Genomic DNA, 13,340 nt, shown 5'->3' with positions numbered 1-13,340 from the left:
TGTCAACCTATCTTAGGACGGGACAATGACGACAGATCTTATTCATTCAGCTTGCTCATGATCATCTCATCCCAATAAATACCTTGATTAAAATGCTCTGCGAGTTTTTGATTTAACTCATTAAAACCTTTAACCACCTCTTCGCCCCTTTGACTAATACAAGACCAGACAAATCGATGGCAGTTATTGTCAAATAAATCGTACTCACGATATTGATAAATCGCCTGCTCGGCACGGGTTAACACAGCATCGGCGATGAGTGGTTGATGCAGATGATTACAGGCAAGATAGATTTGGCTGCCTGTTCGCCCCGCCAAGAAACGCTTTACCGACACTGCCCGCACTAACCCTGAACCGTGTAACTCCACTAAGCAATCGTCACCCAGCCAGATACCCGTATGTTCAATTACGCCAAAGACATAACAACAGACAATACTGCCTGGGATTGGCGCAACTTGTTTTAATCCCTTTTGCCATTGACTCGGCGCCGCCACCATAGCGCGATTGGCGACGGGATACTTAGGGGCCTTACCGAGTAATCTGTCGCGCTCAAGTTGCTGACGCTTCTCACGCTCATCGGCCAACAAAACTGCGCCAATTACGGCACCTCCCATCCAAAGCAAAGGTAACGGCATCATGTTCTCCTACACACTCAGTTTATTAGAGTGAAGTACAAGTTGGTTGGATTGCCAAGTTGGCGGCATTGAATTTAAGCTTTAAAGTTAAGCTTAGGATTAGGTTTCAAGTCTAGCCTGTCAGTAATTAACCTAAGATGAAATCAGAGTGAAATCAGAGTGAGATTAAAGTTAAATCAGCGTAAAGCAGCATCACCTCAACTCGATTAACTCATCCACAAAGTGTGAGTTAAAACTGAAACAGCTAAGTCGATTGCCGCAATAAATCTGCCACAGTTAGTTGCCCCGCCCCGCCCATGGCCGCCATTTGCGCCAATAATAATTCCCCGCAGGCTAAGGCATCGGTCAACGCACTGTGGGCAGTATAAATGGGCAAACCGTAACGTTCGCGGCAAGCGCCGAGGCGCAAACTGCCCTCTTTAATCACTGAGTGTTCCCGTAGCAAACGATGCCTTTCAAGCATGAGTGTATCAATGGCGGGTAGGACAAGGGCTTGATAATAAATGGCCAATAAATCCTGCTGCAGAAAGCGACAATCTAGCGGAGCATGATGCGCGACCAGCACCCGACCATAGGTTTGATTGATAAACCAGCCCATGGCTTCCTCAATCGTTACCGCCTGCACCAGATGATTATCGAGGATCCCGTGGATCGTCGCGCTTTGGCCAACACTACCGCGAATTTGCACTAATTTTTGCTCGGCGCGCGCTAAAGGGATCTCGCCGCGCTCAATCGGCACTAAGCCAATGCTGAGGATTTGATCTTGCTGCGGATTGAGACCTGTCATCTCTAAATCCATCGCCATCAAAGGTGCTTCGGATAACGGCATCGCCAGCAGAGGTAATAACGATTGATAATAGCCCTTAAATAACTGATGTTGGCAACGTAGCGCCCGCCAATTAAGTTTCGTTTTCAGCAGCAGTGTATTCATATCAAAAACTTCGCATGAACTTCATCTTCATCCCCGCCTGCGCCTCATGCACCACTTTAAAGGCATCACGTAGCTGATGGCGGACCAGCGAAGATAAATGTGCGGGTAACAGATAATTGCTCACCTCTAGCCCGAGATTATGTTGATAACCTTGGTTCGATAACCGCATATGGGCGATAAACTCGTGGGCATCGGCAAGATTAAGCGCATCTTTACGGTTAAGGATATTAGCATCCATCAAGGCACGGATACGTTTCGCAGTATTCACTTCTTTGATCCCTGCAGACAGGGCATAAACACGGGCAATATCATTGATTAATGCATTGCCCTTATGCTTCAAATCTATGCCTTTGACTTCACTGCCATCACGTTCGAGGACAAATTTGCGGAAAAAGCCCAGCGGTGGCGACTCCACCAGCGAATTGCCTGTCATGCCCGCGAGGAAAATATCGTTATCACGGGTTTGAGCCAAGACTTTATCCTGCAGCGCATCAAATAAGGTTTGTGGACCGTACACCGAGCGCATGTCGAAGAAGATACTGGCGTGCAGTAACGCCTTAGGCTCGGGCGTTATTACCCATTTTTCAAATACTTGTTGCCACTGTTTAAGCGACATTCGCCACTGTGAGTTTTGCGCCATAATGTTGCCGGGGCAAAACTCATAACCGCATTGGTCAAGCCCAGCGCATACAGCATGAGTTAACGCATCGAAATAACCTTTGGCAAAATCATCCATCTCTTCTGCGACTAACAGACCATTATCTTGATCTGAACACGCGGCTTGATCTTGGCGTCCCTGTGAGCCAAATGCCAACCAGCAAAAAGCCATGGGCGGCTCACCGAGCAATTGTTGATTGAGCACGATTAACCGCCGTGTCAGCGCATCGGTGACAGAGGTTAACACTCGGCCAATTTCTTCGGCTCTGGCATCCGCACTGATCAAATTTTGCAGTAACAGCGGAATTTGCTTACTGACGCTAATTAAACTGGCAAGATCCTGCTGACGTTCAATCTCGCCAATCAACAGCAGCGGTTGTGAGCCCTGCCCGCGCAAGATGTCGGTACTGGTCACCATGCCAATAGCTTTATCTTGGTCGATAATGGGTAAGTGATGAATGTTATGCTCGCTCATCAGCAACATGGCTTCAAAAATCAACGCATTGGATGAAATTGAGATCGGCGAAACTGTCATGGCTTGATGCACTGCGATATGGCCGTCGAGCCCCGCCGCTAACACCCGATTACGCAAATCCTTATCGGTTAAAATCCCAACTAGCTTGTTATTATCCGTGACCAACAGGGATGACACTCGGCTGTTTCGCATTAAGAGTGCCGCCTGCGTCACGCTCGCGTGGGCATCAATAACAATAGGTGCGGATGACATCAACGTGCTGATCCGGCTAGTGGTCGTCAGATCTTTCGCCTTAAAGCGAGCCTCATGACGTAAACGTTTAGCAAATGCGCGGGTAAAAAATTTATCGAAGTTGCGGCTCTCGCTTCTGAGATTATCGAACAAGCTTTGGGGCAAATGATAAACCAAACCGTCTTCGAGAATAGCGACTTTGTTGACGACTTTCTCCCCCGATAACAAGGTCGAAAAACCAAAAAACTCCCCCTCGCCGACTCTATCGACCAGCACGCCTTCAGGATCGCGCACCTCAAAGGCGCCGCTACGCACCATATACAACTTGGGCGAGTTAGCATCAAAATTGACATAACCAGAGGCTTTACTGTAATACCCGACAGTGATGGCCTTAGCACAGCGCACCACAACATCTTCAGGCAGAGTATCAAAAGGCACTAGCCCTTGTAGAAATTGCACTACGGGTTGTAACTCACTGGCATTCATAGGCAACACCTTCTGTTAGGCGAAAATTTTACTTATATGTCATCACTATAGCCTGCATTGTCGCGGCGCTACATTCGACTAAAGTCAGCCCTAGGTTGCTCCCGTTAACTCCTCAATTGACTCATTCAACTACTGGACAAAATACTTTCCAAATGCGCAATAAAAAAGAGCGCCGAAGCGCTCTCTTATGTTGATGCAATGATTAAGCGATGAGCTTAGTGACCGCTCGCTTCACCCGAACCTTTAGGGAAACGAATCGATTCGACCATCTCCTGAACATGTAATGGCGTTGCCGTAGTCACACGACTCACTAACGCCGCCACACCGAAGTTCACTAACATACCCACCATACCGATACCTTCAGGTGAAATACCGAGGAACCAGTTAGCGGCAACGTTACCCGTTGGGTCAACAAACTTGAAGTAGATGATATAGCTGGCTGTAAACAGTAGACCCGTTAACATACCGGCAATCGCGCCTTCTTTGTTCATTGTCTTAGAGAAGATACCCATGATGATCGCAGGGAACAGTGATGATGCAGCTAACCCGAAGGCGAACGCCACCACCGCGGCCACAAAGCCTGGTGGATTCACCCCAAAGTAACCCGCAATCACAATGCCCACACCCGCCGCTAAACGAGCAAACATCAGCTCTTTTTTATCGGAGATATTTGGCATCAAGTTTTTCTTGAGTAAATCGTGTGAGACCGAGGTTGAAATCACCAACAACAAACCCGCAGAAGTTGACAAGGCCGCAGCTAAACCACCCGCTGCAACCAAGGCGATAACCCAGGCTGGCAAGTTGGCAATTTCTGGCGTCGCTAATACTATGATGTCGTTATCGATCTTCATTTCGTTTTTGCTAGCAGGATCTTCCATCTTACCAGCTGCGTAATAAAGTTTGCCGTCGCCGTTTTTGTCGTTCCACTTGATTAAGCCGGTTTTTTCCCAGTTTTTAATCCACTGCGGCGCAGACTCATAGGCCACACCTTGCGAATCAGCACCGTTAATGGTTTCAATCATGTTGACGCGAGAGAACGCTGACAACGCAGGCACTGTGGTATACATGATACCGATGAACACTAATGCCCAACCCGCAGAGATACGCGCATCTTTCACTTTAGGTACAGTAAAGAAACGCACGATAACGTGAGGTAAACCCGCAGTACCCATCATTAACGCGCCAGTAATACAGAACACATCAATCATGCTCTTAGAACCGTCAGTGTAAGGGGCAAAGCCAAGTTCAGTTGACACATTGTTGAGTTTTTCAAGCAAGTAAACGCCACTATTATTACCCGCGGCATCGAGTAGTTCAGCACCGAAACCCACTTGTGGAATAATGTGGCCTGTCATCATCACAGATAAAAATATGGCTGGCACCATGAATGCGAAAATCAATACACAGTACTGAGCAACCTGAGTGTAAGTAATCCCTTTCATACCACCGAGTACGGCGTAGAAGAACACGACTGCCATACCGATATACACGCCCGTGTCGACTTCAACTTCTAAGAAGCGAGAGAACACCACGCCCACACCGCGCATTTGCCCTGCAATATAGGTAAAGCAGATAAAGATAGCGCAGATAACCGCCACTGTGCGTGCGGCCTGTGAGTAATAACGCTCACCAACGAAATCTGGCACAGTGAACTTACCAAACTTACGTAAATACGGCGCCATACACAGGGCCAACAATACGTAACCGCCCGTCCAGCCCATTAAGTACACGCTACCGTCGTAACCGACGAAAGACACAATACCCGCTAATGAAATAAACGACGCCGCCGACATCCAGTCCGCCGCCGTCGCCATACCGTTAACAACTGGGTGAACACCGCCACCTGCAACATAGAATTCTTTGGTTGAACCCGCTCGGGTCCAGATTGCAATCCCAATGTAGAGCGCAAACGAGAGCCCTACGATAATATACGTTAGTGTTTGAACATCCATCTCAACGCTCCTTAGTCTTCTTGTACGTTATATTTTTTATCTAAGGCGTTGGCTTTTGCCGCGTAGACAAAAATAAGCGCAACGAATACATACATAGATCCCTGCTGTGCAAACCAGAAACCTAATTTGAATCCCATGAAATGGACTTCATTGAGTACATCAACCAATAAAATGCCGCATCCAAAAGAGACTGCCGCCCAAATGGCTAATAAGCTCAGAACGAGACGAATATTCTCGCGCCAATAACCTTTTGCCTTATCATTGTTTTCAAAACCCATAGTGACTCCCCTGTGCTGTTTTAATTTTAAGTCTTGTTTAATCTAGCAACAGCTGGTGTGAGCACAATCACGACTTTCGTCTAACTCGTGATTCAAAACACTGTCCATAAATAGTGAATAGAAATAAATTCAACGAGTTAACAATGATTTTACATTTAGATACAGTTTCAACTTTTTCAACAGGTTAGACCAATGTCGAACAAGAATGAGAGGGATGTAGGTAGATAAGGCGGGAAAACAAACAAGAAATAGGAATAACGTGTTGTCTGAGCTTGAAAAATTAGAAGTTTAATCAGCCTTAAAGATGACTTTAGACTGAAAGTGCATCATATGGTTTGAGGGTTTAACCACTAAAGATGGATGAGATATCAGCATTCGTTCTTTAATTAATAGGCGATTTCAAATCACTCATCCAAGTCGCGTTAGGCTGGCAGCAAAGCCGTTTCATTTCAGCATTTCACTTAATAGTTATTGCGTAGTTTGATTCACAATTGCTTTTTCAATTTCAGGCAAAAAATAACCCAGCTTAGACTGGGTTATTAACGCTAGATTAGCCAATAGCGGGATAAGTTTCCCAATGCAGCTCGCAAGGCGCTTATTCGTTAGCCGCGATGAGTCTAGTCTCCATTTATTAAACGCGGTTACTTCGCGGCTAAAAACTTAACTAATGCAGCCAACTCTTCTGGCGTGTGCGCGGTCGATGTCAGCATATAACGGCCATTAACCAGTAATGAGGGTACGCCCTTAATCCCAGCAAGCTCAGCTTGAGAGTCATAATTCATTAGGGTGAATTTGGCATCAACGGAATTCATCGCGGCATCGACATCATCAACCTTAGCGCCTTGGGCGACAAAGAAGGCTTTAACCTGTTCAGGTGCTGTAAATTGCTCACCTTTCTCATGGATTTGCTTGAAAATAGCGCCATGGGTTTGCTTAGTCATCTTTAATTTTTGCGCCACATAGTAGGCAAGCTGACTCAGTTCCCAAGCAGGACGGCCAGCGCCCACAGGGGTACGTTCAAAAGCCACATCTTTGCCGAGCAGTTGCACTGTCAGGTCCATAAGCGGTTCTTGCTTATAGCAATGTGGGCAGTTATAGGAGAAAAACTCTCGCAGCACTGGCTTTTGCGCTTCGGTAATCCCCGCCACAGTGACGTAATCTTTGCCTTCTTCGAAACTTGCGGCCTGCAGTGCAAAGCTGGCACTCAACATTAATCCGCACGCCAATGCGGCTATAGGTCGAACTCGATTAAACACGCTCATTATATTGTCTCTTTTTATTCGTCATTGGTTTAAATAAGGATGACACATTCGCTCAAGCAAAACTTGGAACCCAAAGATAACCTAAAAGTTCGGCTTTTACCTTTAACAATAATTAACCTTTCTCAACATGCCTCTAGCATATCCAGCGGGGAAGCATACTGATATCGAAAGCCTAAATCTGTGACAATTGCGTCACCTTGGATGACTTTACTCGGCATGGATTGTTGATTAAATTCGGGTGCGACTAAACCAAGGGACTCGGCGGCGGCTTGATAAAACTCAGCTTTAGTGGGGTGTGTCGGCGCGCAAAGATTATAAATCGGTGCCACTGATAATCCTGAATCCGTTGCCGCGAGAATCCGACTTACCGCGCTGACACAATCACTTAAGTGGACTAAATTCACTGCCACATTGGCGCCACTGACATCGGTTTTTCCGGCAAGGAAACGTCCGGGATGACGTTTGGGGCCTACGAGTCCTGCAAAGCGGACAATACAGGCATGGGGCAAGGCTTGGAATAAAGCTTCTGCATCTAATAGCACTTGGCTGTCGCTAGATTCTGCCAAGGCATCGGCTTCGGTCATCACTTTATCTTTGGCCGGATACACGCCCGTTGTGCTGATAAACACAATCTGCTGATATTGCCAGCCTTGGGTTAATGCGATGAGTTGTTGCAGTTCTTCAAGATACACGGCGTTACCGCGCTTTAATCGGGGAGGAATATTGACCACTAGATAATCGGTTTGAAATAAACCGCTTAACGCCTGAGCATCGGGGGCAGAGGGTGCTTCGCTGCCCAATTGCAGCGGATAGGCATCAATCCCGACCTCAGTTAATGCCGATAATTCGTCGGCACTGCGCTTACAGCCTGTGACTCTATAGCCCTCATGGACAAGCTGCTTTGCTAAAGCAAAACCAAACCATCCACAACCGACCAAGGCAACACTGGATTTTACTGCGCCATTTTCTGCTTTTACATTCGCCATATTAGCCCTAAGGGAATCATATCAGCGGATAGAATACGGAACTTAGCGCATAAGATTCAAGTTTGTAGCGAACTAAAATAAAAACTAACCCCTTTATCGACTTGCAAGGTACGAATAGCGCCCTCGGACAATTCTTCCGCTTTGATGGCTTTTTGCACTGTCACGCCTTCATCACTTAAGAAACGCAGCGATGCTTCACTCCCGTCCACTTTGCAAGCCCACACTTGGGGCTGACTCACTTCTTTGGTGGTCATGATCACTTTCGCAATACTGTCATCGGAGAGCTTTACTATCGTTCCCGGTGGGTAGATGCCGAGAATTTTAACCAACACAGAAATCAGTGATTCTGAATGTTTACTCGCACGGTTTTTAAACAAATAACCTAGTGCCACTTGAGGAGATGTCACTTGCTGACCACTGAGCTGCTGATCGTAATCATTTGCTAAACTCACGATCTGCGTAATTATTGGGATCTTATGCCCCGTCAATCCATCAGGAAACCCTGAACCATCAACAAACTCATGGTGGTGTAAAATGATATTTAACACCTCTTTAGGGAATAATCCCGACCGATTCAGCATGTCAAAACCAAAATTAGGATGCATTTGCAAATAGCTGGCTTCGTGTGTCGTCAGCGCGCCACGCTTTCGGCGGATGACATCGGGCACTTTAAGCTTACCGATATCATGCAGCAAACTGCCAAGAGCGATATCACGCAACTCTCTTGGGGTTAAATCCAGCGCATGACCAATCATCATTGCCAGTACAGCCACAGAGACGCCATGTTGGGTCACACTCACATCTTTCTCATCCATCCCAACCAGGGTAAGGAACGGTGTTTCAACTTCCTGCAAATGACTTAGCAAGTCTTCGACCAGTGCCGCTGATAATCGATAGGCGCCTTCAGGATCGCTGACTATTTTACCAAACACATTACGTGAGTTATTCACATTCATTAGAAAACGTTTCTGACTCAAACGCATCGCCTTACGGGTATCGGCCTTGAGATCCCGTTCGGGTTCGACTGCTATCTCGTCTTCAATGTCTTCGTCTTCTTCAACAATATCCAGTTCGGCATTCGATTCCGATAACAAAAACACATATGGGACGCCTAGGCCACGGATCATTTCGATTTGAGCGGCACTGCTGATATCAACGCGGTTAAATAAAAAGGGGTGATTCGTCCATGACAAGGGCAACTTGACTCTCATGCCAAGTTGAATTTCTGATAGTGATAATTTTTTTTGAGGTACTTTTGCCACGCAGTATGACTCCTTTCAAATGTGATGCAGGACATAAACAGATGACCTCATCTGCGTATCCAACAGGGCACATTCAAGCTAAGTACATATAACTATAGATGATTCAAAGCGTTCGATGCAGAGTACAAATGAAAAATCCTTATCAAACTGAGGCATAAGACACATTAATTTGTGCCCTGCGCCTCAGTGTTAAATAAAGGGACTAAATAACAACAGGATAGGATCTTAAGGCTGAAGCTCTTTTTGTTCTATTTTTGGCTCTTCTTTTGGCCAGTCACGAAGATAATAACTGAGTCGCTTCGATTTAATGAGATAAATGCCCGACCAGAACAAGACTAACGCGTCTAAAGCGAGGCTCCAATGGAATAGGAATTGGCCATGGTTCAGCCGCTGCCCCAACAAAACGCCATCAATCATCAGCAGCAACCACAGACCCCATTTTAAATGCACAAAAATAGGTCTTAACCATTGAGGCGAACGGCGACGTTCGGCAATCACCATAAGATAAATCAAAACCGCGCCAAGTCCCGCCCCGAGTGCTAGCAAAAAATCTGACTTTTCAGGGTAAAAAATCCGCACTAACTCAGAACGGTCACCCATCTGGGTCAGCGAGGCGATAAAAATGCACCAACCGCGCGCAAGATAAGCCAAGAGTGCATATAAAAAGATCGGCGGTTTAATATGGCCTTTATCATCGAGCCAAGTGATGTGACTAAAATTCAAATAGGTTTCCAATTAGCAAAATCTAAAACAGCATATCAAGGAGATGGTGCCAATCGCGGCTAATTCAATAGCCAAAGCAGACTATCTTTCCATGTCGTCATTTTTGCTCGGGCAAATAAAAATAGCGCCTTGGGCAAGGCGCTATTTAATGCTCACGATTCAGTGGTTTTTAAACTGTAGATGCGAAGCATCAGACCAAAGCCAACGGCCTATTTAGCCCTACAGCAATCAAGCGTTCGCGGCGAGGAGTGCCAATAACTCATCCTCATCCATCACTTTAACGCCAAGCTCCTGCGCTTTCGCAAGTTTTGAACCTGCCGCCTCACCTGCCACTAAGCAATCGGTATTTTTCGACACACTGCCAGCAACTTTTGCCCCCAGCGCCTGCAGCTGCGCTTTAGCATCGTTACGATTGAGTTGATTTAAGGTCCCGGTCAATACCCAGGTTTGACCTTTAAGCGGCTGCGCCTCTGCACTTAGCGCTTCAATGGCCGGCCAATGCACACCAGCGGCGATTAAGGCATCGATAACCTCAAGGTTATGCGGCTGAGCAAAAAAGTGGGCCACATGCTGAGCCACCACGGCGCCAACATCTTCCACTTCAGTTAACTGCTCCACAGTTGCCACCCGCAGCGCATCTAAACTGGCAAAGTGCGCCGCAAGGTTTGCCGCCGTCGCCTCGCCCACTTCGCGAATGCCCAAGGCATATAAGAAACGCGCAAGTGTTGTGGTTTTGGCCGCTTCAATCGCCGCTGCTAAATTGGTTGCCGACTTCATCCCCATGCGGTCGAGCATAGTCATCATAGAGGCGGTGAGCTTAAACAGATCCGCAGGACTTTGGACGAGTTCTTTATCAATCAATTGCTCGACGACTTTGTCGCCCATGCCATCGATATCCAAAGCCTTGCGGGATGCGAAATGCTTAATCGCTTCTTTACGCTGAGCTTCGCAGAATAAACCACCGCTACAGCGCGCCACTGCCTCACCTTCGAGACGCTCGACTAAACTGCCACACACAGGGCAATTATGCGGAAATACAATGTCAGTCGCCGTTTCAGGACGTCTTTCTGGCACTATGGCAACAATTTGTGGGATCACATCGCCAGCGCGGCGGATGATGACTGTGTCACCGACTTTAATGCCTAAGCGGGCAATTTCATCGGCATTGTGCAGCGTCGCATTCGATACCGTCACGCCACCAACAAACACTGGCTTTAAGCGCGCCACTGGCGTTACTGCGCCGGTACGGCCCACTTGAAAATCAACCCCTTCGAGCAGGGTCATTTCTTCCTGTGCAGGGAATTTATAGGCAATCGCCCAGCGGGGAGATTTAGCCACAAAACCTAAACGTTGCTGCTGGTCAATGTCGTTAACTTTCATCACTACGCCATCGATTTCAAAGGCTAAATCGCCGCGACGAGTAAGAATGTCTTTGTAGTAATCATAGACTTGGCTTAATTCAGCGCAGACTTTGATTTCGCTACTAACAGGTAAGCCCCACGACTTAAGCTGCTGTAACTGCTCGAAATGGGTTTTAGCTAACGGATGAGAATCCGGCTCAACAACGCCTAGCGCATAGGCATAAAAAGCTAATGAGCGGGCGGCGGTAATTTTACTGTTGAGTTGTCGCAGGCTGCCGGCAGCAGCGTTACGGGGATTAACAAAGAGTTTTTCATCCTTGGCGCGCGCCCTGTCGTTCAGCGCTTCAAAGGCGGCTTTCGGCATAAAGGCTTCGCCGCGCACTTCAACGAGTTCAGGGAAATCATTGCCGCGCAGTTTAAGCGGTATCGATTTAATGGTTTTAACGTTTTCAGTGATGTCTTCACCGACAGAACCATCGCCGCGGGTCGCGGCGCGCTCAAGTACGCCATTTCGATACAAGATACTCACGGCAAGGCCATCGAGTTTAGGCTCGCAGCAAAAACTCACCTCACCCACTTTATCGGTGACACGTTTGTGGAATGCACTGAAATCCGCCTCATCGAAGGCGTTATCTAAGCTCAACATAGGTTTAAGGTGAGTGATTTGATCAAATTTGGCGAGCGCCAATCCGCCCACCCTTTGAGTCGGTGAATCAGCCACAATCAAATGGGGATATAACGCCTCAAGCTTGAGTAAACACTGCATCAACCTGTCGTACTCAGAATCAGTAATGCTCGGCGCATCATCCACATAGTAACGAATGTTGTGCTCGTTCAGTGATTGGCTGAGCATCTGCATCACCTGCGATGCGTTTTCAGGGGTAACGTCTTCTGACACTAGTGTATCGAGTTGAATGTCTTGCATATTCTTTATCCAGAATGCTTTAGATCACAAAAAGTAGATCACAAAAAATGAGGCCGCAATTAGCGGCCTCATCAATATATAAACCGCCAAATTGCGGCGTCGGCTAAGCGTTAGCGCGAATGCGGTGTAAATAATCTTGCTTTGTAAACTCACCCCAAGGCAGACGTTGACCGTCGAGCACCACAGCATCGATATCGTCCGCAAGTTGGCGCGCAGAGTTAAGCATAATCGAGAAGTTCATTAAGGCATCGCCGTAGCAAGGTAAAGTCATAAAAAACACCACACCTTGGGTACTGAACTGCTCCATGTTGTCGGGATCAAACACGCCAGGTTTCAGCATGTTAGCAATAGAGAACAAGACTTTACCATTGCCCGCGTTATCCACATGGCGATGGAAAATGTTCATATCGCCATATTTAAAATTCAAGGTTAAGAAACAAGGAAGCAGTTCGGCGCCGTTCAGCTGTTGGCCATCTTTTGCGACCACATGTAAAACCAGCACGTCGCGTGGCTCACCTAATTCATCTTCAGCGGCTTGTTCGACAAAAGCCTCTTCTTGATGGTCTGCTTGATGTGCATTTTCTTCAAACAAGGCGCTTTGCTGCGGCGCGGCACGTAGCGCCTGTTCTTGCTCTGCGGCTTTTTGCGCCACAATAGCAGCATGGGATTGACCCATTTGCGGTACTTGCGTGCCCAAGACGGGCTCTTGGCGCGAGACTTTAGGACCACGGTGTTGCTCTTTTGCCACAGGTGGCTGTAAGCTAAAATCTGGCTGAGCTGGAATAGGTTCGTGTTTCGCTTCTACTTTTAGCTCTGGTTTAAGCCCTTGTTTAAGTTCTGCTTTAATTTCTGGCGATGTCAATTCTTGCGTCTTAGTCTCTAGCTTCACTTCCTGCTTCAAATAAGGATTGGCCGCGGGAGTCTCGTTGTTAGGCGTAATTTCGCCAGCTTTACGCACTCGCACAGCACCAATACCGTCGGCATCAAATCCTTCGGCATCAATTCGCTTAGGGCTCGACTCACCTTTCTCGGCCTGTTTCTTATAAAAATTGCCCATTGGACTATCTTTCAATGACTTAGGTTGTTGTCTTCTGATAGACCAAAATCCATGCACCAGCACAGCAACTATGGCTATGGCGCCTAAAACAAACAATACTAGTTGCAAATCTTCCATTG

11 protein-coding genes are annotated in these 13,340 nt (G+C 47.2%); all 11 read right to left on the bottom strand.

What is annotated here, in order from left to right:
• Positions 1–38: 38 nt before the first annotated feature.
• The gene (locus FW758_RS05105) at positions 39–635 is read right to left on the bottom strand and encodes a lecithin retinol acyltransferase family protein (RefSeq protein ID WP_446444815.1); all 597 of its coding nucleotides are present in this window, start codon (positions 633–635) and stop codon (positions 39–41) included.
• Between the two features lie 244 nt (positions 636–879).
• Positions 880–1,566, bottom strand: a complete 687-nt coding sequence (locus tag FW758_RS05100; protein ID WP_446444814.1) for an exonuclease domain-containing protein — start codon at positions 1,564–1,566, stop codon at positions 880–882.
• A 1-nt stretch (position 1,567) separates the two neighbouring features.
• Positions 1,568–3,415 (bottom strand): DUF294 nucleotidyltransferase-like domain-containing protein, encoded by a 1,848-nt coding sequence (locus FW758_RS05095; protein ID WP_259212692.1) that lies wholly within the window; start codon positions 3,413–3,415, stop codon positions 1,568–1,570.
• 215 nt (positions 3,416–3,630) lie between these two features.
• Complete coding sequence (locus FW758_RS05090) at positions 3,631–5,367, bottom strand: sodium:solute symporter family protein (protein ID WP_006082141.1); 1,737 nt, start codon at positions 5,365–5,367, stop codon at positions 3,631–3,633.
• 11 nt (positions 5,368–5,378) lie between these two features.
• On the bottom strand, positions 5,379–5,645 hold the full coding sequence (locus FW758_RS05085) for a DUF4212 domain-containing protein (protein ID WP_006082142.1): 267 nt from the start codon (positions 5,643–5,645) through the stop codon (positions 5,379–5,381).
• Positions 5,646–6,286: 641 nt separating this feature from the next.
• On the bottom strand, positions 6,287–6,907 hold the full coding sequence (locus FW758_RS05080) for a thiol:disulfide interchange protein DsbA/DsbL (protein ID WP_011847108.1): 621 nt from the start codon (positions 6,905–6,907) through the stop codon (positions 6,287–6,289).
• Between the two features lie 122 nt (positions 6,908–7,029).
• Positions 7,030–7,893, bottom strand: a complete 864-nt coding sequence (locus FW758_RS05075) for an NAD(P)-binding domain-containing protein (RefSeq protein WP_446444813.1) — start codon at positions 7,891–7,893, stop codon at positions 7,030–7,032.
• 56 nt (positions 7,894–7,949) lie between these two features.
• Entirely contained in the window at positions 7,950–9,155 is a 1,206-nt protein-coding gene (locus tag FW758_RS05070; protein ID WP_446444812.1) for an HD-GYP domain-containing protein, read from the bottom strand.
• Between the two features lie 225 nt (positions 9,156–9,380).
• Positions 9,381–9,878, bottom strand: a complete 498-nt coding sequence (locus FW758_RS05065) for a DUF2919 domain-containing protein (protein WP_446444811.1) — start codon at positions 9,876–9,878, stop codon at positions 9,381–9,383.
• Between the two features lie 228 nt (positions 9,879–10,106).
• Positions 10,107–12,164, bottom strand: a complete 2,058-nt coding sequence (gene ligA, locus FW758_RS05060) for an NAD-dependent DNA ligase LigA (protein ID WP_446444810.1) — start codon at positions 12,162–12,164, stop codon at positions 10,107–10,109.
• A gap of 103 nt (positions 12,165–12,267) precedes the next feature.
• Positions 12,268–13,338: a cell division protein ZipA gene (gene zipA, locus FW758_RS05055; protein ID WP_446444809.1), complete on the bottom strand. Its 1,071-nt coding sequence runs from the start codon at positions 13,336–13,338 to the stop codon at positions 12,268–12,270.
• Positions 13,339–13,340: the final 2 nt, after the last annotated feature.

This window comes from Shewanella sp. 1180_01 (assembly GCF_052850535.1).
Note: the sequence above shows the minus strand (reverse complement) of the source record. Positions and strands in the feature narration are given on the sequence as shown.

Coding starts and splice junctions, on each gene's coding strand:
- FW758_RS05075 (WP_446444813.1), bottom strand. CDS start 7,893: ATGGCGAATGTAAAAGCAGAAAATGGCGCAGTAAAATCCAGTGTTGCC.
- FW758_RS05095 (WP_259212692.1), bottom strand. CDS start 3,415: ATGAATGCCAGTGAGTTACAACCCGTAGTGCAATTTCTACAAGGGCTA.
- FW758_RS05100 (WP_446444814.1), bottom strand. CDS start 1,566: ATGAATACACTGCTGCTGAAAACGAAACTTAATTGGCGGGCGCTACGT.
- FW758_RS05090 (WP_006082141.1), bottom strand. CDS start 5,367: ATGGATGTTCAAACACTAACGTATATTATCGTAGGGCTCTCGTTTGCG.
- ligA (WP_446444810.1), bottom strand. CDS start 12,164: ATGCAAGACATTCAACTCGATACACTAGTGTCAGAAGACGTTACCCCT.
- FW758_RS05080 (WP_011847108.1), bottom strand. CDS start 6,907: ATGAGCGTGTTTAATCGAGTTCGACCTATAGCCGCATTGGCGTGCGGA.
- zipA (WP_446444809.1), bottom strand. CDS start 13,338: ATGGAAGATTTGCAACTAGTATTGTTTGTTTTAGGCGCCATAGCCATA.
- FW758_RS05085 (WP_006082142.1), bottom strand. CDS start 5,645: ATGGGTTTTGAAAACAATGATAAGGCAAAAGGTTATTGGCGCGAGAAT.
- FW758_RS05105 (WP_446444815.1), bottom strand. CDS start 635: ATGCCGTTACCTTTGCTTTGGATGGGAGGTGCCGTAATTGGCGCAGTT.